This window comes from Escherichia sp. E4736, assembly GCF_005781225.1.
Classification (GTDB): domain Bacteria; phylum Pseudomonadota; class Gammaproteobacteria; order Enterobacterales; family Enterobacteriaceae; genus Escherichia.
On sequence record NZ_VATT01000037.1, the window covers coordinates 25645 to 48478 of the forward strand.

General features: G+C 50.4%; 17 protein-coding genes. 7 read left to right on the forward strand and 10 right to left on the reverse strand.

Annotation, left to right across the window (positions count from 1 at the left end; translation table 11 throughout):
* Positions 1-9 precede the first annotated feature (9 nt).
* Together FEK46_RS20200 and hutU are read right to left on the reverse strand one after the other, a co-directional pair.
* Positions 10-1419 carry a cytosine permease gene (locus FEK46_RS20200; protein WP_130214974.1) on the reverse strand — a complete coding sequence of 470 codons (1410 nt, stop codon included), beginning with the start codon at positions 1417-1419 and terminating at the stop codon, positions 10-12.
* A 163-nt stretch (positions 1420-1582) separates the two neighbouring features.
* A complete protein-coding gene (hutU, locus tag FEK46_RS20205) occupies positions 1583-3280 on the reverse strand; it encodes a urocanate hydratase (RefSeq protein ID WP_130214975.1) in 1698 nt (565 codons plus the stop codon).
* Between the two features lie 762 nt (positions 3281-4042).
* Here hutU and FEK46_RS20210 point away from each other — a divergent pair.
* Complete coding sequence (locus FEK46_RS20210; protein ID WP_135559924.1) at positions 4043-5440, forward strand: RtcB family protein; 1398 nt, start codon at positions 4043-4045, stop codon at positions 5438-5440.
* A 97-nt stretch (positions 5441-5537) separates the two neighbouring features.
* On the opposite strand, the gene sucD is transcribed toward FEK46_RS20210, so the two are convergent.
* The 8 genes from sucD to sdhC form a co-directional block, all read right to left on the reverse strand.
* Positions 5538-6407: a succinate--CoA ligase subunit alpha gene (gene sucD / locus FEK46_RS20215; RefSeq protein WP_000025458.1), complete on the reverse strand. Its 870-nt coding sequence runs from the start codon at positions 6405-6407 to the stop codon at positions 5538-5540.
* Positions 6407-7573 carry an ADP-forming succinate--CoA ligase subunit beta gene (gene sucC / locus FEK46_RS20220; protein ID WP_135559925.1) on the reverse strand — a complete coding sequence of 389 codons (1167 nt, stop codon included), beginning with the start codon at positions 7571-7573 and terminating at the stop codon, positions 6407-6409. The genes sucD and sucC overlap by 1 nt, the downstream gene beginning before the upstream one ends.
* Positions 7574-7794: 221 nt before the next feature.
* Entirely contained in the window at positions 7795-9009 is a 1215-nt protein-coding gene (gene odhB / locus FEK46_RS20225; protein WP_135559926.1) for a 2-oxoglutarate dehydrogenase complex dihydrolipoyllysine-residue succinyltransferase, read from the reverse strand.
* Between the two features lie 14 nt (positions 9010-9023).
* Positions 9024-11825 (reverse strand): 2-oxoglutarate dehydrogenase E1 component, encoded by a 2802-nt coding sequence (gene sucA, locus FEK46_RS20230; RefSeq protein ID WP_001181473.1) that lies wholly within the window; start codon positions 11823-11825, stop codon positions 9024-9026.
* A gap of 311 nt (positions 11826-12136) precedes the next feature.
* On the reverse strand, positions 12137-12853 hold the full coding sequence (gene sdhB / locus FEK46_RS20235; RefSeq protein ID WP_064528883.1) for a succinate dehydrogenase iron-sulfur subunit SdhB: 717 nt from the start codon (positions 12851-12853) through the stop codon (positions 12137-12139).
* Positions 12854-12868: 15 nt separating this feature from the next.
* A complete protein-coding gene (sdhA, locus tag FEK46_RS20240) occupies positions 12869-14635 on the reverse strand; it encodes a succinate dehydrogenase flavoprotein subunit (RefSeq protein ID WP_130259812.1) in 1767 nt (588 codons plus the stop codon).
* Positions 14635-14982, reverse strand: coding sequence for a succinate dehydrogenase membrane anchor subunit (gene sdhD, locus FEK46_RS20245; protein WP_130209866.1), 348 nt, complete (start codon positions 14980-14982; stop codon positions 14635-14637). The genes sdhA and sdhD overlap by 1 nt, the downstream gene beginning before the upstream one ends.
* Complete coding sequence (sdhC, locus tag FEK46_RS20250) at positions 14976-15380, reverse strand: succinate dehydrogenase cytochrome b556 subunit (RefSeq protein WP_165383175.1); 405 nt, start codon at positions 15378-15380, stop codon at positions 14976-14978. Before sdhC ends, sdhD begins: the two co-directional genes overlap by 7 nt.
* Positions 15381-15760: 380 nt before the next feature.
* On the opposite strand from sdhC, the gene FEK46_RS20255 reads away from it, so the two are divergent.
* The 6 genes from FEK46_RS20255 to FEK46_RS20280 all read left to right on the forward strand — a co-directional run bounded on the left by FEK46_RS20255 (position 15761) and on the right by FEK46_RS20280 (position 22667).
* Positions 15761-15868: a hypothetical protein gene (locus FEK46_RS20255; protein WP_130209864.1), complete on the forward strand. Its 108-nt coding sequence runs from the start codon at positions 15761-15763 to the stop codon at positions 15866-15868.
* A gap of 204 nt (positions 15869-16072) precedes the next feature.
* Positions 16073-17356, forward strand: coding sequence for a citrate synthase (gene gltA, locus FEK46_RS20260; RefSeq protein ID WP_064528891.1), 1284 nt, complete (start codon positions 16073-16075; stop codon positions 17354-17356).
* A gap of 388 nt (positions 17357-17744) precedes the next feature.
* On the forward strand, positions 17745-18311 hold the full coding sequence (locus FEK46_RS20265) for a fimbrial protein (RefSeq protein WP_130209862.1): 567 nt from the start codon (positions 17745-17747) through the stop codon (positions 18309-18311).
* An 89-nt stretch (positions 18312-18400) separates the two neighbouring features.
* Positions 18401-20860: a fimbria/pilus outer membrane usher protein gene (locus tag FEK46_RS20270; RefSeq protein WP_167852923.1), complete on the forward strand. Its 2460-nt coding sequence runs from the start codon at positions 18401-18403 to the stop codon at positions 20858-20860.
* Positions 20861-20874: 14 nt separating this feature from the next.
* A complete protein-coding gene (locus tag FEK46_RS20275) occupies positions 20875-21609 on the forward strand; it encodes a molecular chaperone (protein WP_130209858.1) in 735 nt (244 codons plus the stop codon).
* Positions 21606-22667 carry a fimbrial protein gene (locus tag FEK46_RS20280; protein WP_135559928.1) on the forward strand — a complete coding sequence of 354 codons (1062 nt, stop codon included), beginning with the start codon at positions 21606-21608 and terminating at the stop codon, positions 22665-22667. The genes FEK46_RS20275 and FEK46_RS20280 overlap by 4 nt, the downstream gene beginning before the upstream one ends.
* The last annotated feature ends 167 nt before the right edge of the window (positions 22668-22834 follow it).

Below are 22834 nucleotides of genomic sequence, written 5' to 3' on the forward strand. Positions count from 1 at the left end.
GGTTCCATTTTACGACTCGGGATAAATAGTCTGGGCAGGAACGCTGGTAGTACGTTTTGCCCACGGGTAATAAATAACGGCAGTCATTAACAAGCCGATAATCCAGGAAATATCCGCCCCGCCCATCAGTACAGAAATGGGTCCCTGATACAGTTTTTGATTCAGGAAGGGGATCTGCACCAGCACACCAATTCCGTAGCAAACCAACGCGGTTTTGTTATATGCGCCATAGCGTCCCTCCGGGGTATAAAGTGCTGGAATATCGGTTTTACCTTGTGAGATGAAGTAGTAGTCGATGAGATTGATGGCGCTCCACGGCACAAATACCGTCAACAGCAGCAGAACGAAGTTTTTGAAATTATTCAAAAAGTCTGCGCTTGCCGCCAGCGCGACGACCATCGACAACAGCACAAACCCTACAACGTAGGCAGCACGAACACGCTGTGAAACCTGGCTGCGATTGTTAAAGGCGCTGACGGTCGCCAGAATCGACATAAAGCCGCCGTAGGCATTCAAACAGTTAACCGTCAGTTTGCCGCAAACAATCACCGTATAAATCAGAATGGCAAACGTTGGCCCGGCTAAATCGCCCATAAAACCAACCTGATCTTTCAGGAAGTTAGCACCGCAAGCAGCAACAAGAACGCCAAAAGTCATGGCGCATTGCGCGCCAAGCGTGGTTCCCAGAAAGGTGGCAAAGAAGATTGATTTTGCTGGTGTATCAGAGGGTAAATAGCGGGAATAATCAGAGGCGTATGGTGCAAACGTTAATTGCCATCCGGCTGAGAGTGCAATCGTTAATAAGAACACCGATAAGCTAAATGGCTTTTGACCAAATGCCGCAGCCACGTCGTAGTGACCGCTAAGTTGAGTGGCAAGGTAAATAAACCCCAGAATACTTAATATCCCTGCAACACGGCCAACGACGTGAATAAGTTTATAACCGACCAATGCGATCATCGCGGTAAGCATGCCGAAAATAATAATTCCGGTCGATGCTGACTCAAAACCAAATATCCGGTTAATCGCCTGACCGGATAATACCGTTCCAGTTGCAGCAAACCCGAGATACATAATAATCACCATCAGTAACGGTAGCGCCGCTCCTTTGACGCCAAAGCGGATACGACTGGAGATCATCTGTGGTAATCCCAGCTTTGCCCCCTGTGACGAGTGCAATGCCATAACTGCGCCACCAATAATATTACCGATTAATAAACCAATTATTGCTGACATGGCTTCAGAGCCAAAAATAATCGCTAACGCGCCGTCCACCACGGCGGTAATTTGTAAGTTAGCACTTAGCCACAACGTAAACTGGCTGGAGGGCGCACCGTGGCGAGCGGACTCAGGAACGGCGTTAATCGTATTTGATTCTAATACTGGTTTTTTACTGCGGATAGGGCTGCTTGATTCCATGAAAAAGTCTCCTGCAAAATGAGAGGTCATTTTTTGAAACAGCAATAGAGGGTCGAGAGATATTTCTTTCGACGATGTAATGAATATTTTTGATAATTATTGTTATACAGGCGGATGACTTCCCGCCTGTATTAGCGCAAATATTAAATAACAGCGTTAATATTTAGCGAATCATCGGCAATTTCAGACCATAATTTTTGGCACATTCAATTGCCGCTTCATAACCCGCATCCGCGTGACGCATAACCCCGGAAGCACAGTCATTCACCAGCACACGCGCCAGACGTTTTTCGGCTTCTTCGCTACCATCGGCAACAATAACCATCCCGGCGTGTTGTGAATACCCCATCCCGACGCCGCCGCCATGATGCAGAGACACCCATGTTGCTCCACCAGCGGTATTGAGCAGACCATTGAGCAACGGCCAGTCAGAAACCGCGTCACTGCCATCGAGCATGCTTTCAGTTTCGCGGTTCGGGCTGGCGACAGAACCGGTATCAAGATGATCGCGACCAATCACAATCGGTGCTTTTAGTTCACCGTTGCGCACCATTTCGTTGAATGCCAGCCCCGCCAGGTGACGCTCACCAAGCCCCAGCCAGCAAATACGTGATGGAAGCCCCTGGAAGGCGATACGCTCACGCGCCATATCCAGCCAGCGATGGGTCAGTACGTTATTGGGGAATAGTTCTTTAATTTTGGCATCGGTTTTATAGATATCTTCCGGGTCACCAGACAGCGCCACCCAACGGAACGGGCCTTTGCCTTCACAAAACATGGGACGAATGTAAGCAGGAACGAAGCCCGGGAAATCGAAGGCATTTTGCAGACCTTCGTTGAAAGCCACCTGGCGGATGTTGTTACCATAATCGACAACCGGGATCCCCATCGCCTGGAAGTCCAGCATCCCCTGAACATGCGCCACGCAACTCTGTGCCGCTTCTTTTTGCAGTCTGGCGTGCTGTTGTGGATCCTGCTGTGCAGCACGCCATTGTTCTACGCTCCAGCCCATTGGCAGGTAACCATAGACCAGATCGTGAGCGGAGGTCTGGTCGGTCACCAGATCCGGTTTGATCGCTCCCTGATGCGCACGTTTCACCAGCTCAGGAACAATTTCCGCCGCATTGCCCAGCAGCGCGATAGAAACGGCTTCTTTGCGTTCGGTGTGGTATTTAATCAGCGCCAGTGCATCATCAAGATCTTTCGCTTGTTTATCGACATAACGGGTACGCAGACGGAAGTCGATGCTACTTTGCTGGCACTCGATATTTAATGAACAAGCCCCCGCCAGAGTCGCCGCCAGCGGTTGTGCACCGCCCATACCACCGAGCCCCGCGGTCAGGATCCATTTTCCACTTAGCGAATTGTTGTAGTGCTGGCGACCTGCTTCGACAAAAGTTTCGAACGTCCCCTGCACAATGCCCTGACTACCGATGTAGATCCACGAGCCAGCGGTCATCTGGCCGTACATGAACAGACCTTTGCGATCCAGTTCATTGAAGTGATCCCAGTTGGCCCATTGCGGCACCAGGTTAGAGTTGGCAATCAGCACGCGTGGCGCGTCAGTATGAGTTTTAAACACGCCCACGGGTTTACCGGACTGTACCAACAGCGACTCATCAGGCTCGAGATTTTTTAGTGATTCGAGGATCTGGTCGAAACATTCCCAGTTACGCGCCGCGCGGCCAATGCCACCGTATACCACCAGATGCTGTGGATTTTCGGCTACGTCGGGATCAAGGTTGTTCTGCAACATCCGATAGGCAGCTTCGATCTGCCAGTTTTTACAATGCAGTTGAGTTCCTTGTGGCGCATGGATAACGCGGCTGGTATCAATACGAGGGTCTGAAGGCTTACTCATGAATCTTCTCCTGTTACTGGATAAAATTAAATGCTGTCATCGCCCAGAAAAAAATGAGCGAAGGAATACAGAAACGGTTTATATAATCTCCGTTTATGATTTCGCATTATCAATTCATTTGGTGAATTTCATTTGTTCTGGAATATTCACCCTGAATGTAAATTCAAAAAAACTGCCAACGCTTTGTATGCGATTTCAATATGCTTAATTTAACTTTTGGAAAAAGTGATATTGTTGGCAAAATATTTTCTCATTTGAACATATGAATATGATGAGATTGCAAGATGTCTATAATTTAATTATCTAAGAAATGCGTTAATAACAACCAGACATTAGCATAACACCAGGTAACCCGACACCACGCAGTGCGCATAACACGATGATATTTAAAATAAGATCTTCATTATTTGTCATAAAAACATGTTGTATTATCATCAATAATTCATTTATTTCACTCCCGCTTTGATAATTAAAAAACGGCAAGCAATGGATAGTTACCGCCGTAAGAACAGGCGTAAAAATAAATTATAAAATATATACTCTGGTAATTATCATTTTTCATTTTTACAATCTGGCGTCGATAACTCACCTCCTTTATAACAACACTCCCCTTTATCAATCGGCATTTTTATCTTGTATTCATCGTCATTGCTGAATACACTACGCGCGTTTTCTTTCCCTTTTGCTGGCTGCTGACCGGAAAGACAAAATTACCCTCGCAATACAGGGGGTTGATTAACGTCTATATTTCAGGACAGCGTTATGCATCATCTTTCGAGGCTTGATAAAGCCTTTCTGCGCAAAGGGATCCAACTTTCCCGCGCCAACAATATTGTTTCATTATCTCGTCAATCAGGTGCCAGTGCCCGCGTACTGCTGCCGGACGAACTGCCGCTAGAAGAAAAAGCAGTGACACAACTGCTTGATTTTGCAGAAGTGAAGCTACCAGATCATCCAGGTTATGTACGCCAGACGTGCGCGACGCCAGATTTTCACCCCGGCAATGGCGTCCCCGTTGGCGCAGTGGTGGCCTCAACGCCGGATTTAATCATTCCCGCCGCCATCGGCACCGATATTTCTTGTGGCATGCGACTGCTGACGACTGGATTAACACTTGCGCAAGCCGAAGCGCATAAAGACGTCATCACTCAGCGGTTAACGCAAGTGTTACTGCAAAATGAGCGCGATGTTCCGTTATCTGCACGAGCGTTCACCGCGCTTTTTGATGGCGGACCGGCAAATTGTGTGTCGGCCTTGCCATCAGCGGGTCTCTGGACACGCACGAATATCCCCCGGATGGCGCAAGAAATTGACCGATGCATTGGGCTGAACGAGCATGACAGTCATTCGCGTTATGCCCCACCCGCCCTGCTGGCAACGGACCGCGCATTACTCCGCGATCCTTGTCTTGGTACGCCGGGTTCAGGTAATCATTTTATTGAACTTCAGGTGGTTGATAGCGTGGTCGATCGCCATGTGGCCTGGCAACAAGGGCTGAAAATGGGCGATATCGTGGTGATGATCCATAGCGGATCGCGAGATGTCGGATTTTACGTCGGACGACGCTGGATGGATCGCGCCCGTGCAGCCTGGCCCGCCGGGCATAAACATCCACAAAGCGGATTATATGCTCTGGGCGGTGAGCTGGCGGAGGAATACCTGCAGGCTATGGGAATGGCGGCGCGTTACGCGTGGTTAAATCGCGTGACCATTGCGGAAATGGTTCGCGTATGTTTTGCCGATTTATTCCATCAGGATGATTCACATCTGGTGGTGGATGTGCCGCATAACATCATCCTTCGCGAGCATGAAATGAATATTCATCGCAAAAATGCAACACCGGCACGCACGGGCGATCTGGCGTTAATCCCCGGTTCAATGGGCGATTATTCGTGGCTTGCGGTAGGTTGCGGCAACCCGGAGTGGCTGTGGTCATGCAGTCACGGAGCAGGACGCAGCCAGCGTCGGCAGACCATGCGCTCACGCGCGACTGAAGAGTCAACGTTGCCGTGGCAATGCGTCACATTGCGCGAAGAACGACGTCTTGAAGAAGCGCCAGCTGCTTATAAAGATATTGGTCCGGTTATCGAAGCCCAACAAGAAGCCGGATTAATTCAGCCAGCGGTCAGATTTCGACCGTGGTTAACATTTAAGGCATAAAAAAGGCCATCATACGATGGCCAACCATGTCGAAACCGACAGCCCTTCGCCATTCCTGTAGAGGGAAGCGGCGAGGGCTATTTCTTATTACAGATATTTATTTCAGAACAGTTTTCAGTGCTTCACCGATATCCGCCAGACTGCGAACGGTTTTCACGCCTGCGGCTTCCAGAGCAGCGAATTTCTCATCCGCAGTCCCTTTACCACCAGCGATGATGGCACCTGCGTGGCCCATACGTTTGCCTTTTGGCGCAGTCACACCAGCGATGTAACCCACAACTGGCTTGGTAACGTGCTCTTTGATGTACGCAGCTGCTTCTTCTTCAGCGCTACCGCCGATCTCACCGATCATCACGATCGCTTCGGTCTGCGGATCTTTTTCGAACATTTCGAGGATGTCGATAAAGTTAGAGCCAGGGATCGGGTCGCCGCCGATACCGACGCAGGTCGACTGACCGAAGCCGTAATCGGTGGTCTGTTTAACCGCTTCATAGGTCAGCGTACCGGAACGGGAAACGATACCCACTTTACCTGGTTTGTGAATGTGGCCCGGCTGGATACCGATTTTGCATTCACCCGGAGTGATTACGCCCGGGCAGTTCGGGCCGATCATGCGTACGCCTGCTTCGTCCAGTTTAACTTTCACGGTCAGCATATCCAGCGTCGGGATGCCTTCAGTGATGGTGATAATCAGTTTGATACCTGCATCAATAGCTTCCAGAATGGAGTCTTTGCAGAACGGAGCCGGTACGTAGATAACAGAAGCGGTAGCGCCAGTAGCAGCAACAGCTTCACGCACGGTGTTGAACACAGGCAGGCCAAGGTGGGTGGTGCCGCCTTTACCTGGAGTTACGCCACCAACCATTTTGGTACCGTATGCAATGGCTTGTTCAGAGTGGAAAGTCCCCTGGCTACCAGTAAAGCCCTGGCAGATAACCTTGGTGTTTTTATCAATTAAAATGGACATTATTTCCCCTCCACTGCGGCAACAACCTGCTGAGCTGCATCCGTCAGACCTTTTGCTGCAATAATATTCAGGCCGCTGTCAGCCAGTTTCTTCGCGCCGAGTTCGGCGTTGTTACCTTCCAGACGTACCACGACCGGTACGTTAACACCCACTTCCGCTACCGCGCCGATGATACCGTCAGCGATCAGGTCGCAACGAACGATACCGCCGAAGATGTTAACCAGAACGGCTTTCACTTTGTCGTCAGAGAGGATGATTTTGAATGCTTCGGTTACACGTTCTTTGGTTGCGCCGCCGCCAACGTCCAGGAAGTTAGCCGGTTCGCCGCCGTGCAGTTTAACGATGTCCATGGTGCCCATCGCCAGACCTGCGCCGTTAACCATACAACCGATGTTGCCGTCCAGCGCAACGTAGTTCAGTTCCCACTGTGCAGCTTGTGCTTCACGCGGATCTTCCTGCGACTGGTCACGCATTTCGCGCAGATCAGGTTGGCGGAACAGTGCGTTACCGTCAGCGCCCAGTTTGCCGTCGAGGCAAATCAGATCTCCCTGTTTAGTGATGACCAGCGGGTTGATTTCGATCAGCGCCAGATCGCGCTCCAGGAAAATGGTCGCCAGACCCATGAAGATTTTGGTGAACTGCTGAACCAGTTTACCTTCCAGACCCAGTTTAAACGCCAGCTCGCGTCCCTGATACGGCATCGGGCCAGTCAGCGGATCAAGCGCAACTTTGTGGATCAGGTGCGGAGTTTCTTCCGCCACTTTTTCGATTTCCACGCCGCCTTCGGTGGAGGCCATAAAGACCACGCGACGGGAACTACGGTCTACAACAGCACCAAGATACAGCTCTTTAGCGATATCGGTCGCCGCTTCAACCAGAATCTGGTTAACCGGTTGGCCATTGGCATCTGTTTGATACGTTACCAGACGCTTGCCCAGCCAGTTTTCTGCAAAAGCACGGATGTCTTCTTTGCTGTTTACAACTTTCACACCGCCCGCTTTACTGCGGCCACCAGCGTGAACCTGACATTTCACTACCCACGGACCGGCACCGATTTTTGAAGCGGCTTCTTCTGCTTCGCGCGGAGTAGTACAGGCATAACCCACCGGTGCTGGTAAGCCATAGCGGGCAAACAGTTGTTTTGCCTGATATTCATGTAAGTTCATGTGTTCTGTCCATCCTTCAGTAATCGTTATCTTTTAAACCGTAGACCGAATATTTCGTATCGCTTCCGGGCATTGTCGGATGCGGCGCAAGCGCCTTATCCGACCTACATCGGTAGTCCCCGTAGGCCTGATAAGACGCGTTAAGCGTCGCATCAGGCTTCAAATGCCGGAGAAGGCGATAATGTCTTATCCGGTCTACAGTGCAGGTGAAACTTAAACTACTACACGTCCAGCAGCAGACGCGTCGGATCTTCCAGCAACTCTTTGATCGTTACCAGGAAGCCCACGGATTCGCGACCATCGATCAGACGGTGATCGTAGGACAGCGCCAGGTACATCATCGGCAGGATCTCAACCTGACCATTCACTGCCATCGGACGATCTTTGATAGCGTGCATACCCAGAATTGCGCTCTGCGGCGGGTTGATGATAGGCGTAGACATCAGGGAACCGAACACACCACCGTTGGTGATGGTGAAGTTACCACCAGTCAGATCTTCAACCGTCAGCTTGCCGTCACGGCCTTTAATGGCCAGTTCTTTGATTTTCTTCTCGATGTCTGCCATGCCGAGGGTATCGACATCACGCAGTACCGGCGTCACCAGGCCGCGCGGCGTAGAAACCGCCATGCTGACGTCGAAATAGTTGTGGTAAACCACATCATCGCCGTCGATAGACGCGTTCACTTCCGGATAACGTTTCAGGGCTTCAACAACCGCTTTCACGTAGAAGGACATAAAGCCCAGACGGATACCGTGACGTTTTTCAAACGCTTCACCGTACTGCTTACGCAGATCCATAATCGGCTTCATGTTGACTTCGTTGAACGTGGTCAGCATGGCGGTGGAGTTTTTCGCTTCCAGCAGACGCTCTGCCACACGCTTACGCAGGCGAGTCATCGGGACACGTTTTTCGCTACGTGCTGCCAGTGCCGGTTGCGCCGCCGGGGCTGCTGCTGGTGCAGCGTCTTTCGCCGGCGCTTTCGCCAGATGTTTTTCCACATCTTCACGGGTCAGACGACCACCCACACCGGTGCCTTTAATGGCGCTGGCGTCGAGGTTGTGTTCAGCCAGCAGGCGACGGATCGCCGGGCTTAACGCATCGTTGTTTTGCTCTTCCAGAGACGCCTGCTGGCGTTGTGCCGGAGTCGATGCTTTCTCTTCAGATTTGGCGCTGGTTTCTTTACCAGCACTGTTGCCTTCACGCAGGCGACCGAGGATCTGACGAGACGTTACGGTTGTACCTTCATCTTCCAGAACCGCATCCAGAATGCCGTCTGCTGATGCCGGTACTTCCAGTACCACTTTGTCAGTTTCGATTTCTACCAGCACTTCATCACGTACGACTGCGTCGCCGGGTTTTTTATGCCAGGTTGCGACGGTGGCATCGGCTACGGATTCAGGCAGGTCAGGGACCAGAATATCTACGCTACTCATTGTGTATCCTTTATTTATTCGACGTTCAGCGCGTCATTAACCAGATCTTGTTGCTGTTTCTGGTGAACGGACATATACCCTACCGCCGGAGAGGCGGAGGCCGGGCGGCCTGCATAACGCAGAGAAGCCCCAAACGGAATCACTTCACGGAAATGATGCTGGCTGCAGTACCATGCGCCCTGGTTGAGCGGCTCTTCCTGGCACCAGACAAAATCCTTGACGTGAGCAAACTGCTGCAACACTTCCTGCATCGCTTTATGCGGGAACGGGTAGAGTTGCTCGATACGCACGATGGCGACATCGTGTTGATTGTTCTTACGACGTTGTTCCAACAGGTCGTAATAAACCTTACCAGAACACATCACCACGCGCTTCACGCCCTTCGGATCAAGCTCATCGATTTCACCGATGGCTGGCAGGAAGGTGCCGTTCGCCAGTTCTTCGAGGCTGGAAACCGCCAGCGGATGACGCAGCAGGGATTTCGGCGACATCACGACCAGCGGACGACGCATCCCGCGCAGTGCCTGACGACGCAGCATGTGGTAAACCTGTGCCGGGGTAGACGGTACGCAAACCTGCATGTTTTGCTCAGCACAAAGTTGCAGATAACGTTCCAGACGCGCAGAGGAGTGCTCCGGCCCCTGCCCTTCGTAACCGTGCGGCAGCAACATCACCAGACCACACATCCGGCCCCATTTCTGTTCGCCAGAGGAGATGAACTGGTCGATAACCACCTGTGCGCCGTTGGCGAAGTCACCGAACTGCGCTTCCCAGATGGTCAGAGTGCGTGGTTCTGCGGTGGCATAACCATATTCAAACGCCAGCACTGCTTCTTCAGACAGTACGGAGTCCCAGACACGAAACGCGCCCTGGCCGTTATGGATATGTTGCAGCGGCGTGTAAGTGGAACCGTTAGACTGGTTATGGATCACCGCGTGGCGGTGGAAGAAGGTACCGCGACCGGAGTCTTCACCCGACAGGCGAACCGGAATGCCTTCGTCAACCAGCGTGGCGTAAGCGAGGTTTTCCGCGCCGCCCCAGTCGAACAGTTTCTCACCGGCTGCCATCGCCTGGCGATCGCCATAAATCTTGGCAACGCGAGACTGCATTTCAACCGCTTCCGGCACCGTGCTGATGCGTTTAGCCAGTTCCTGCAGGCGCTTCATCTCAACTTTGTTCGGGTACTCTTCGTCCCATTCGTGGTTGAGGTACGGCGACCAGGTGAAAGAGTGCATGTTCATCGGACGCCACTCTGCTACCACGCAATCGCCAGCATCCAGCGCATCGCGGTACAGGTTAACCATCTCGGTGGCATCTTCCAGCGTCGCCACTTTTTCCTGCTCCAGCTTGTCAGCGTAGATTTTGCGCGGTGTCGGATGTTTTTTGATTTTCTGATACATCAGCGGCTGGGTTGCGCTCGGCTCGTCGGCTTCGTTGTGGCCGTGACGGCGGTAGCACACCAGGTCGATGAAGACATCACGTTTAAAGGTGTTACGGAAATCGAGCGCCAGACGGGTCACAAAGGCAACGGCTTCCGGATCGTCCGCGTTAACGTGGAAAATCGGTGCCTGAACCATCTTACCGATATCAGTACAGTACGGCGTTGAACGGGCATCCAGCGGGTTAGAGGTGGTGAAGCCAACCTGGTTGTTGATAACGATACGTACTGTACCGCCAACTTCATAACCACGCGCTTTCGACATGTTCAGGGTTTCCTGAACCACGCCCTGTCCGGTCACTGCGGCGTCACCGTGGATGGTGATTGGCAGCACTTTGTTGCTGCTCGGCTCATCAAGTCTGTCCAGACGGGCACGAACAGAACCGATAACGACCGGGCTTACAATCTCAAGGTGAGACGGGTTAAACGCCAGCGCCAGGTGCACCAGGCCGCCATCGGTCTGGAAGTCAGACGAGAAGCCCATGTGGTATTTCACGTCACCCGTGCCGAGGTGTTCTTTATGTTTACCGGCAAACTCGTCGAACAAGTCTTGCGGTTTTTTACCCAGCACGTTCACCAGCACGTTCAGACGACCACGGTGCGCCATCCCGAGAACCACTTCGCGGGTGCCGCTGTTGCCAGCGTGGCGGATCATCTCTTTAAGCATCGGGATTAACGCGTCACCGCCTTCCAGCGAGAAGCGTTTTGCGCCAGGGAATTTTGCGCCGAGGTAACGTTCAAGACCTTCAGCGGCGGTCAGTTCACTTAAGAAGCGTTTTTTCTCTTCGCTATTGAAAGTCGCGCGACCAGACTCGATACGCTGTTGGATCCAGCGTTTTTCTTCGGTGCTGGTAATGTGCATATACTCGGCGCCAATCGGGCCGCAGTAGGTTTGCTTGAGGGCTTCCAGCAGTTCGCCAAGTTTCATGGTTTCTTTGCCGCTGGCAAATGAACCGACGTTGAAGGTCTCCTGGAAGTCTGCTTCGGTCAGATCGTGGAAAGAAGGATCCAGATCGGCCACTTTATCTTGCTGCCACAGTCCCAGCGGATCGAGATTCGCATGCTGGTGACCACGGAAGCGGTATGCGTTAATGAGCTGCAGGACTTTAACCTGCTTCACATTGGTGTCAGGGTCGGAGATCGTTGAAGAGTAACGTGAAGCGTCTTTCGCCAGGCGGCGGAAATATTCACGCGTTTGAGAGTGGAATTGATCCGGTTTGACTCCCGTACCAGGTAACTGCTGGAACGTCGAACGCCAGTTAGCGTCAACCGAGTCAGGATCGGTTAAGAAGTCTTCATAGAGCTGTTCTATCCAGCTCTGGTTTGCGCCAGAGAGGTAAGAAGAGTCCAACCAGGCTTTCAAAGCGCTGTTCTGCATCGTGATCCCTTAAGCATCTTTTTTATGCTTACTTCGCCGTGGATACTACCACGCACATTTCACATCAGATGTGCGTGCCGGGGTTCACTTGTTGCGGACTTGTCGTGTTTTCTGCGTCCGCTAAGGAACCTTTAAAAACTGTCTTAGTGTCAGGGGCAGTTTTTAAAGATTTCCTGCATTTCTTTGTTACGCCTGATGCGCTGCGCTTATCAGGCCTACGGGTAATGACTTGTAGGCCGGATAAGGCGTTCACGCCGCATCCGGCTCTGGTTGCCTGATGCGACGCTTACGCGTCTTATCAGACCTACGGTTTATGCATTACGCTGCAATAACATCGACTTGATATGGCCGATGGCGCGCGTCGGGTTCAGCCCTTTCGGACATACACTGACGCAGTTCATGATGCTGTGACAGCGGAATACACTGAATGCATCACTCAAACCGTCGAGGCGCTCGTCAGTCTCGGTATCACGGCTATCGATCAGGAAACGATATGCCGCTAACAAGCCTGCCGGGCCGATAAACTTATCGGGATTCCACCAGAAAGACGGACAAGAGGTTGAACAACATGCGCAGAGAATACATTCATACAGCCCGTCGAGTTTTTCGCGCTGCTCTGGCATCTGTAAATGCTCGCGAGCTGGCGGATTTTGCCCATTATTCAACAGGTAAGGTTTGATTTTCTCATATTGCGCATAGAATTGTCCCATGTCTACCACCAAATCGCGGACAACCGGTAAACCAGGTAACGGGCGAATTACAATTTTCTTACCCGGCTGGTTGAGTGCCGAAATTGGGGTAATACAGGCCAGACCATTCTTACCGTTCATGTTCAGACCGTCGGAACCACATACCCCTTCACGGCAGGAGCGGCGGAACGACAGGCTGGGATCTTTCTCTTTCAACTGGATAAGCGCATCCAGCAGCATCATGTCGCGACCTTCATCCGCTTCCAGGGTGTAATCCTGCATACGCGGAGCATCATCAACATCCGGGTTATAGCGATAAATTGAAAACTCGAGTCTCATTTTCCTGTCTCCGCATTAGTAAGTACGAATCTTCGGCGGGAATGCCGGGCGCAGTTTCGGTTCCATGTTGACGCTTCGGCGCGTCATGGATTCCGACTCTGGCAGATACAGGGAGTGGCACAGCCAGTTTTCATCATCGCGATCCGGGAAGTCGAAGCGGCTATGCGCGCCACGGCTTTCGGTACGGAAGTTGGCAGAAACAGCCGTTGCATACGCCGTTTCCATCAGGTTATCCAGTTCCAGGCACTCAACGCGCTGGGTGTTGAACTCGCTGGAAGTGTCATCCAGGCGGGCATTTTTCAAACGCTCGCGGATAACTTTCAACTGCTCAAGACCTTTCGCCATCGCATCACCTTCACGGAAGACCGAGAAGTTATGCTGCATACATTCTTGCAGCGCTTTACGAATCGCCACCGGATCTTCACCGTTACGGTTGTTATTCCAGCGGTTCAGGCGATTGAGAGACGCTTCTACATCAGACTCGCTGGCATCGCGCAGTACGCCCTGCTCGGCAATAGACTCTTGCAGATGCAGACCCGCCGCACGACCAAATACCACCAGGTCCAGCAGCGAGTTGCCGCCCAGACGGTTGGCGCCGTGTACGGATACGCAGGCAATTTCACCTACCGCGAACAGCCCTGGGATCACCACATCTTCACCTTTCTCGTTCACGGTCAGCGCCTGACCGGTCACTTTAGTCGGAATACCGCCCATCATGTAGTGACAGGTTGGGATTACCGGAATCGGCTCTTTCACTGGATCAACGTGAGCGAAGGTGCGGGAGAGTTCAAGGATACCCGGCAGACGGGATTCAAGAACTTCTTTACCCAGGTGGTCGAGTTTCAGTTTTGCGTGTGGCCCCCACGGGCCATCACAGCCGCGACCTTCACGAATTTCGATCATGATGGAACGCGCCACCACGTCACGGCCCGCCAGGTCTTTGGCGTTCGGCGCATAACGCTCCATAAAGCGTTCGCCATGTTTGTTCAGCAGATAACCGCCTTCACCACGGCAACCTTCGGTGACCAGTACGCCCGCACCGGCAATACCGGTCGGGTGGAACTGCCACATTTCCATATCCTGTACCGGTACGCCTGCACGGATAGCCATGCCGACGCCGTCGCCAGTGTTAATGTGGGCGTTGGTGGTGGACTGATAAATACGCCCTGCCCCGCCAGTCGCCAGCACGGTAGCGCGAGCTTTAAAGTAAACCACTTCACCAGTTTCGATACACAGTGCGGTACAACCAACCACCGCGCCATCGGCGTTTTTCACCAGATCCAGCGCATACCATTCGGAGAAAATAGTGGTGTGGTTTTTCAGGTTCTGCTGATAAAGCGTGTGCAGCAATGCGTGACCAGTACGGTCGGCAGCCGCCGCAGTACGTGCCGCCTGCTCGCCGCCGAAGTTTTTCGACTGACCGCCAAACGGACGTTGATAGATACGACCATCATCAAGGCGCGAGAACGGCAGGCCCATATGTTCCAGTTCCAGAATCGCTTCCGGCCCGGTTTTACACATATATTCAATCGCGTCCTGGTCACCGATATAGTCCGACCCTTTTACGGTGTCGTACATATGCCATTCCCAGTTATCTTCATGGGTATTACCCAGCGCAACGGTAATACCGCCCTGCGCAGACACGGTATGGGAACGGGTCGGGAAAACTTTAGAGAGCAGCGCACAGGTCTGGCCGCTCTGGGAAATTTGTAGCGCCGCGCGCATACCTGCGCCTCCGGCACCAATCACAACTGCATCAAATTCTCTGACTGGCAATTTCATCACACACCCCACACCACAACGAATCCATAAATCACGTAAACCACCAGTGCAACGACAATCACCAGTTGCAGAATCAGGCGCAAGGCCAGCGGTTTAACGTAGTCGGTCAACACCTGCCACATGCCGATCCAGGCATGGATCAAAATGGAAAACAGTGCCAGCAGAGTGAAGACTTTAGTGAACGCAGAGGCAAAGAAACCAATCCAGACGTCATATGTCAGTTCGCCACTGATAGCAAAAAAACCGACCATATAAATGATGTAAAGCGTCAGGACGATAGCAGTAGCGCGAACGAGGATGAAATCATGTACGCCATTGCGTCCTAATGCGGAGGCGTTGCTTACCATACGAGGACTCCTGCAAGAATTGAAAGCACGACAGTAATGACAAAGGAGATTTTGGCAGAGCGTTTACCCGCTTCGAATGTTTCTTCCAGATAGCCAAAATCCATCATCATGTGGCGAATACCTACGACGACGTGATATGCCAGAGCGGTAAGGATGCCCCACATGATAAATTTCACGAAGAAGCTGCCCATAATGGCGGAAGCTTGCTCGAAACCTTCAGGGGAAGAGAGGCTGGTACCCAGAAGCCACAGCAGGATGCCCACTGCAACAAACGTAATCACACCGGAAACGCGATGAAGAATGGACGCTATCGCCGTGATGGGGAACCGGATGGTCTGTAGGTCCAGATTAACAGGTCTTTGTTTTTTCACATTTCTTATCATGAATAACGCCCACATGCTGTTCTTATTATTCCCTGGGGACTACGGGTACAGAGGATAACTTTCTGTTACCTGGAGACGTCGGGATTTCCTTCCTCCGGTCTGCTTGCGGGTCAGACAGCGTCCTTTCTATAACTGCGCGTCATGCAAAACACTGCTTCCAGATGCGAAAACGACACGTTACAACGCTGGGTGGCTCGGGATTGCAGGGTGTTCCGGAGACCTGGCGGCAGTATAGGCTGTTCACAAAATCATTACAATTAACCTACATATAGTTTGTCTGGTTTTATCCGGAACAGTGATCTGGGTCACGATAACAACATTTATTTAATTTTTAACCATCACATTTGACAATCATTCAACAAAGTTGTTACAAACATTACCAGGAAAAGCATATAATGCGTAAAAGTTATGGGGTCACTATTTCACCGAAGATTAACTTATGTAACAGTGTAGAAGTATTGACCAATCCATTCGAGACAGTTATTAGTGATAGACAGGTTTAATAATTCGGATTGCTAAGTGCTTGATTCGCCGTTTATTCGTCATCAATGAATTCTTTACCTGCAAGCGCCCAGAGCTCTGTACCCAGGTTTCCTCTCTTCCACAGAGCGGCGAGCCAAATAACAAACGGGTAAAGCCAGGTTGATGTGCGAAGGCAAATTTAAGTTCCGGCAGTCTTATGCAATAAGGCGCTAAGGAGACCTTAAATGGCTGATACAAAAGCAAAACTCACCCTCAATGGGAACACAGCTGTTGAACTGGATGTGCTGAAAGGCACGCTAGGTCAAGATGTTATCGATATCCGTACGCTTGGTTCAAAAGGCGTATTCACCTTTGACCCTGGTTTCACTTCAACAGCATCCTGCGAATCTAAAATTACTTTTATTGATGGTGATGAAGGTATTTTGCTGCATCGTGGCTTCCCGATCGATCAGCTGGCAACCGATTCTAACTACCTGGAAGTTTGCTACATCCTGTTGAATGGTGAAAAACCAACCCAGGAACAGTATGACGAATTCAAAACTACAGTGACTCGTCATACCATGATCCACGAACAGATCACCCGTCTCTTCCACGCTTTCCGTCGCGACTCGCATCCGATGGCGGTAATGTGCGGTATTACTGGTGCGCTGGCGGCGTTTTATCATGACTCTCTGGACGTCAATAACCCGCGCCATCGTGAAATCGCCGCGTTCCGCCTGTTGTCGAAAATGCCGACCATGGCAGCAATGTGCTACAAATATTCCATCGGGCAGCCGTTTGTTTACCCGCGTAATGACCTCTCCTACGCTGGAAACTTCCTGCACATGATGTTCTCCACGCCGTGCGAACCGTATGAAGTCAATCCGATTCTGGAACGTGCTATGGACCGCATTCTGATCCTGCACGCTGACCACGAACAAAACGCCTCTACTTCTACCGTACGTACCGCAGGTTCTTCAGGCGCAAACCCGTTTGCCTGTATCGCGGCAGGTATTGCTTCTCTGTGGGGACCAGCACACGGCGGCGCCAACGAAGCTGCACTGAAAATGCTGGAAGAAATCAGCTCGGTTAAACACATTCCGGAATTTGTTCGTCGTGCGAAAGACAAAAATGACTCTTTCCGTCTGATGGGCTTCGGTCACCGTGTGTACAAAAACTACGACCCGCGCGCGACTGTAATGCGTGAAACCTGCCATGAAGTGCTGAAAGAGCTTGGTACCAAAGATGACCTGCTGGAAGTGGCCATGGAGCTGGAAAACATCGCGCTGAACGACCCGTACTTTATCGAGAAGAAACTGTACCCGAACGTCGATTTCTACTCGGGTATCATCCTGAAAGCGATGGGTATTCCGTCTTCCATGTTCACGGTCATCTTTGCGATGGCACGTACCGTTGGCTGGATCGCTCACTGGAGTGAAATGCATAGTGACGGCATGAAGATTGCCCGTCCGCGTCAGCTTTACACTGGTTACGAAAAACGCGACTTTAAAAGCGACATCAAGCGTTAACCATTGATTGCATGACAGTAAATCCTTCTAACCCGTCTTTTCTATGGCGGGTTATTTTTATTTGCCTAAACACAAAAAATTGTAAAGATAAAATCCATTATCGGACCAACATAGATATTGTAAAAAAATAACACTGCTCATTTTGTGATCAGTCTGATGATTTTTTATTACACCCTCCAGATAGCAACATTTTTAACCTCATGAAAATGAGGGGAATCTCTAATAAACCTGCATCCTTTTCATTAAGCAATTAATTCACCGCATCAATTAATTGGCCTTGTGTTTAATACAGTTAACAATGTTTTTAAGTAAAACTAAAAACATTTGATATTCAAGTAAGTTATTCTGGTACCGCTATACTTTTTCTATTTCCTTAAAGGACTCCGTTATGTTTAAAGGACAAAAAACACTGGCGGCGCTGGCCGTATCTCTGTTAATTTCAGCCCCTGTTTATGCTGCAAATGAAGGCTCTGGTGAAATTCACTTTAAAGGTGAAGTTATTGAAGCGCCTTGTGAAATTAAGCAAGAAGACATTGATAAACAAGTAAATCTTGGTGAGGTGACCAAGACCCGCATCAACCAGGATCATCACAGTGCATTAACGCCTGTCGATATTCATTTAGTTAACTGTGACCTGCCAAATTCCGATAACGGTTCTGGTTCCGTAGTATCAAAAGTCTCGGTAACCTTTGACAGTTCGGCGAAAACCACGGGAGCCTCACCAATGCTCAGTAACACCAGCGCTGGTGAAGCCACTGGTGTTGGCGTGCGCTTAATGAACAAAGACCAGTCCAACATCACTCTGGGTTCAGAAAGTCCAGATATTGGGCTGGAACCAACAGCCACAGAACAAACACTAAACTTCTTCGCCTGGATGGAGCAGATTGATAACGGCACTCCCGTGACGGCGGGTGAAGTCACTGCCAACGCGACCTATGTGCTGGATTATAAATAATCACCGCGTCGTCATTGATTAATCTATACATATGACAGCGACGTATTACGGCGGCAAGTTAGCCGCCTTTCTTCAAATATTTATCAGGTATGGATGCCGTGAATATTTACCGAGTTTCTGTTTTATCCTGCCTGACAATGGCTATCCCCTCTGCATTGGCAGTGGAGTTTAACCTTAACGTCCTTGATAAATCGATGCGCGATAGCGTTGATATTTCTCTGCTCAATGAAAAAGGCGCTATCGTCCCCGGTGATTATTTTGTTAGCGTCGTTGTTAATAATATTCAAATCAGCAGTGGGCAATCTATTCACTGGCAAAAAGCCAACGACAAAACAATTCCCTGTATCAATGATTCCCTGTTGAGTAAATTTGGCCTTAAAGAAAAAATCCGCCAGACATTGCCGCAGGTTAATCAGTGTTTTGATTTTAGCGGCCTGCCGGAAATCGTCTTTACGTTTGATCAGACCAACCAACAACTTAATATCACGATTCCACAAGCCTGGCTGGCATGGCATTCAGACAACTGGGCGCCGCCTGAAACATGGGATGCCGGAGTTTCGGGTATCTTGCTGGACTACAACCTGTTTGCCAGCACTTATCGTCCGCAGGAAGGAAGCAGTAATACCAATCTGAATGCTTACGGTACAACGGGTATTAACGCCGGAGCATGGCGTTTGCGTAGCGATTACCAGCTCAACCAGTCCGACAATGGTGATGTGCATAATCAATCCGGGGCCATTTCCCGAACCTATCTGTTTCGCCCGCTACCACAACAAGGCTCCAGATTAACGCTTGGCGAAACCGATCTCAGCTCCAATATTTTTGACGGTTTTTCGTATACCGGTGCCTCCCTGACCAGCGATGACCGAATGCTTCCCTGGGAATTACGCGGATACGCACCGCAAATTAGCGGTGTGGCGCAAACTAACGCTACCGTCACCATAAGCCATACCGGACGCGTCATTTATCAGAAAAAAGTCCCGCCTGGCCCGTTTATCATTGATGACCTGAATCAGTCAGTTCAAGGCACACTGGATGTCAAAGTGACGGAGGAAGATGGTCGGGTTAATAATTTCCAGGTATCCGCAGCATCAACGCCTTTTCTGACCCGCCAGGGGCAGGTGCGTTATAAACTTGCAGCGGGTCGTCCGCGTCCTTCGTTGTCTCATCATACTGAAAACGAAACGTTTTTAAGTAATGAAGCTTCCTGGGGGGTGCTCTCCAATACTTCACTGTATGGCGGGTTGATTCTCGCCGGGGACGATTATCATTCTGGCGCGCTGGGTATAGGGCAAAATATGCTGTGGCTGGGGGCGCTCTCCTTCGACGTCACCTGGGCTAAAAGTCGTTTTGATAATCAACCGGACGAGAAAGGTTACAGTTATCGCTTCAACTACAGTAAACGGATAGATGCCACCGACAGTCTTCTTTCGATAGCGGCATATCGTTTCTCCGACCGCCATTTCCATAGCTACGCCAATTATATTGATCATAAATACAATGACGCTGATGCTCAGGATGAAAAAAGGACAATCAGCCTTTCCGCCGGGCAACCCATTACACCGCTGAATCTCAACCTGTACGTCAACGTGTTGCGTCAAACCTGGTGGAATGCGGAGTCCTCCACAACCGCCAATATTACCGCTGGCTTTAACGTTGATATCGGTGACTGGAAAGATATTTCCGTCTCAACCTCATTTAACACCACACATTACGAAGACAAAGCTCGTGATAACCAGATTTACCTGTCCATTTCATTGCCTATTGGTGACGGTGGCCGCATTGGTTATGACATGCAGGACAGTAAAAATAGTACCTCGCACCGCATGTCGTGGAACGATACCCTGGATGACCGTAACAGTTGGGGAATATCGACCGGCCTGCAATCTGACCGCCCTGACAATGGCGCACAGGTTAGCGGCAATTATCAGCATCTTAGTTCTGCGGGCGAGTGGGATCTGTCTGGCACGTACGCCGCTAATGATTACAGCTCTGCCAGCACCAGCTGGAGTGGCTCCTTTACTGCTACACGCTATGGCGCTGCGTTTCATCGCCGTAGCTCCACCAACGAACCTCGTCTTATGGTTAGTACAGACGGTGTAGCCGACATTCCGATTCAGGGTAATCTCGACTACACCAACCGCTTTGGCATTGCGGTCGTACCGTTTGTCTCCAGTTACCAACCCTCGACTGTCGCGGTCAATATGAACGACTTGCCCGACGGCGTCACGGTATCCGAAAACGTGGTCAAAGAAACCTGGACGGAAGGTGCGATCGGCTATAAAGCGCTGGCTTCACGTTCTGGAAAAGATGTCAACGTCATCATCCGCGACTCCAGCGGTCATTTCCCTCCACTCGGCGCCGATATCCGGCAAGAAGGAAGCGGAATCAGCATCGGAATGGTGGGGGAAGATGGCCACGCCTGGTTAAGTGGTGTGGGTGAAAGTCAGCGATTCACAATACTTTGGGGTGATAAACAGCGTTGTTTAATTCAGCTTCCTCAGCACCTGGAAGATATGAGTAAACGTCTGATTCTCCCCTGTCATTAATTAAGGAAAAGACAATGACAATTTTTAAAGGAATGCCCCTTATTCTGCTGATCGTGAGCTTATGCAGCCATGCTGCGTTACAGCCCGATCGCACTCGCATCGTGTTTAACGCCAAAGATAAAGCGACCAGCCTGCGGATAGAAAATCGCAGCGATAAACTTCCCTATCTCGCATACTCATGGATAGAAAATGACAAAGGGGATAAAAGCGATGATTTCCTCGTAGCCTTGCCGCCAATCCAACGTCTGGAAGCGAAAGCGACCTCGCAGGCGCGTATCGTCAAGCAATCTTCAACCAGCCAATTGCCGACCGATCGTGAGTCGCTGTTTTACTATAATCTGCGCGAGATCCCCCCCGCTCCGGAAAAAGCAACCGGTCATGCCATTCTTCAAGTTGCTATCCAGAGCCGTATAAAGTTGTTCTGGCGGCCCGCCGGATTACGCAAAAAATCGGGCGAGCATGTGGAATTACAGTTACAGGTCAGTCAGCAGAATAATCAGCTTACCCTGAAAAACCCGACCCCTTATTACCTGACCATCGCCTATCTTGGCCGCGATAAAAAAGGCATTCTGCCCGGCTTTAAAAGTACGCTCATAGCGCCTTTTACTTCGGCAATCGCCAGTACGGGTAACTATAACGGCAACCAGTTTTATCTTGGTTATATGGATGACTATGGCGCGTTGCGTATGACGACGCTCAACTGTCAGGGGCCATGCAAAATGCAGCGCGTGGTGGAGGATAAACAATGAGTATAAGCAAAGGACTGTTACTCATTGCCTGTTTGTTATTTCTGCCCTTAAAAAACGCGTTGGCGCTGGACTGTTATTTTGGCGCCTCAGGCGGCTCGGTGGAAAAAGCAGAAACGATTATGCCATTCGCCGTCCCGGCTAACGCCAAAACGGGAGATAAAATCTGGGAATCCGATGATATTAAAATCCCCGTCTATTGTGATAACAATACTAACGGTGATTTCGAAAGTGAGCACGTTTATGCATGGGTAAACCCCTACCCCGGTATGCAGGATCGCTACTATCAACTCGGTGTAACCTATAACGGCGCTGATTATGACGCCAGCCTCGGAAAAAGCCGTATCGATACTAACCAATGCATCGACAGTAAAAAAATTGACATGTATACGCCAGAGCAAATAATCGCAATGGGATGGCAAAATAAAATTTGCTCTGGTGATCCTGCAAATATCCGTAAATCGCGAACATTTATGGCGCGTATGCGACTTTACGTCAAACTACGCGAAATGCCGCCGCACGATTACCAAAGCACCCTTAGCGATTACACTATCGTACAATTTGATGGCGCTGGCAGCGTCAACGAAGATCCCTCGGCCAAAAACCTGAAATATCACATCTATGGGCTGGAAAATATTCGCGTTCTTGACTGCGGTGTCGACTTCGCCATTACCCCCGATAATCAGGTCATCGATTTTGGTAAATTTAACGTGCTGGATATTCGCCGTCACAATATGACAAAAACGTTCTCCATCAAAACGACCAAAACCCAAAATGGTGAATGCACCGATGGCTTCAAAGTCAGTTCTTCGTTTTATACCGAAGAAACATTGGTGGAAGGCGATCAGGCGCTGCTCGTGGGGAATGGATTGCGGCTACGTGTGCTGGATGAAAATTCTTCACCCTATACATTCAATAAATATTCTGAATACGCCGACTTTACCAGCGACATGCTGGTATACGAAAAAAACTTTACGGCAGAACTGTCATCTATAAGCGGCACGCCCATTGAGCCCGGCCCCTTTGATACCGTGGTGCTGTTCAAAATTAACTACAACTAAATTCTATTCACGCGGATAGAACGTTGTGTGTATCACTGTCGTTATATTGTTATCAACGTTCTGGCCTTCTGGTCAGAACGTTTTCTAACCAGCATATACTCTAAATTATTTTAAAAAACACCCCATCGGTTAACCATAGAAAGAAAATAGTGCAAAAGCCTATGGGT

Coding starts and splice junctions, on each gene's coding strand:
- odhB (WP_135559926.1), bottom strand. CDS start 9,009: ATGAGTAGCGTAGATATTCTGGTCCCTGACCTGCCTGAATCCGTAGCC.
- FEK46_RS20265 (WP_130209862.1), top strand. CDS start 17,745: ATGTTTAAAGGACAAAAAACACTGGCGGCGCTGGCCGTATCTCTGTTA.
- gltA (WP_064528891.1), top strand. CDS start 16,073: ATGGCTGATACAAAAGCAAAACTCACCCTCAATGGGAACACAGCTGTT.
- sdhC (WP_165383175.1), bottom strand. CDS start 15,380: ATGTGGGCGTTATTCATGATAAGAAATGTGAAAAAACAAAGACCTGTT.
- FEK46_RS20210 (WP_135559924.1), top strand. CDS start 4,043: ATGCATCATCTTTCGAGGCTTGATAAAGCCTTTCTGCGCAAAGGGATC.
- sucD (WP_000025458.1), bottom strand. CDS start 6,407: ATGTCCATTTTAATTGATAAAAACACCAAGGTTATCTGCCAGGGCTTT.
- sucA (WP_001181473.1), bottom strand. CDS start 11,825: ATGCAGAACAGCGCTTTGAAAGCCTGGTTGGACTCTTCTTACCTCTCT.
- FEK46_RS20200 (WP_130214974.1), bottom strand. CDS start 1,419: ATGGAATCAAGCAGCCCTATCCGCAGTAAAAAACCAGTATTAGAATCA.
- hutU (WP_130214975.1), bottom strand. CDS start 3,280: ATGAGTAAGCCTTCAGACCCTCGTATTGATACCAGCCGCGTTATCCAT.
- sdhA (WP_130259812.1), bottom strand. CDS start 14,635: ATGAAATTGCCAGTCAGAGAATTTGATGCAGTTGTGATTGGTGCCGGA.
- FEK46_RS20280 (WP_135559928.1), top strand. CDS start 21,606: ATGAGTATAAGCAAAGGACTGTTACTCATTGCCTGTTTGTTATTTCTG.
- FEK46_RS20255 (WP_130209864.1), top strand. CDS start 15,761: ATGCGTAAAAGTTATGGGGTCACTATTTCACCGAAGATTAACTTATGT.
- sdhD (WP_130209866.1), bottom strand. CDS start 14,982: ATGGTAAGCAACGCCTCCGCATTAGGACGCAATGGCGTACATGATTTC.
- sdhB (WP_064528883.1), bottom strand. CDS start 12,853: ATGAGACTCGAGTTTTCAATTTATCGCTATAACCCGGATGTTGATGAT.
- FEK46_RS20270 (WP_167852923.1), top strand. CDS start 18,401: ATGGATGCCGTGAATATTTACCGAGTTTCTGTTTTATCCTGCCTGACA.
- FEK46_RS20275 (WP_130209858.1), top strand. CDS start 20,875: ATGACAATTTTTAAAGGAATGCCCCTTATTCTGCTGATCGTGAGCTTA.
- sucC (WP_135559925.1), bottom strand. CDS start 7,573: ATGAACTTACATGAATATCAGGCAAAACAACTGTTTGCCCGCTATGGC.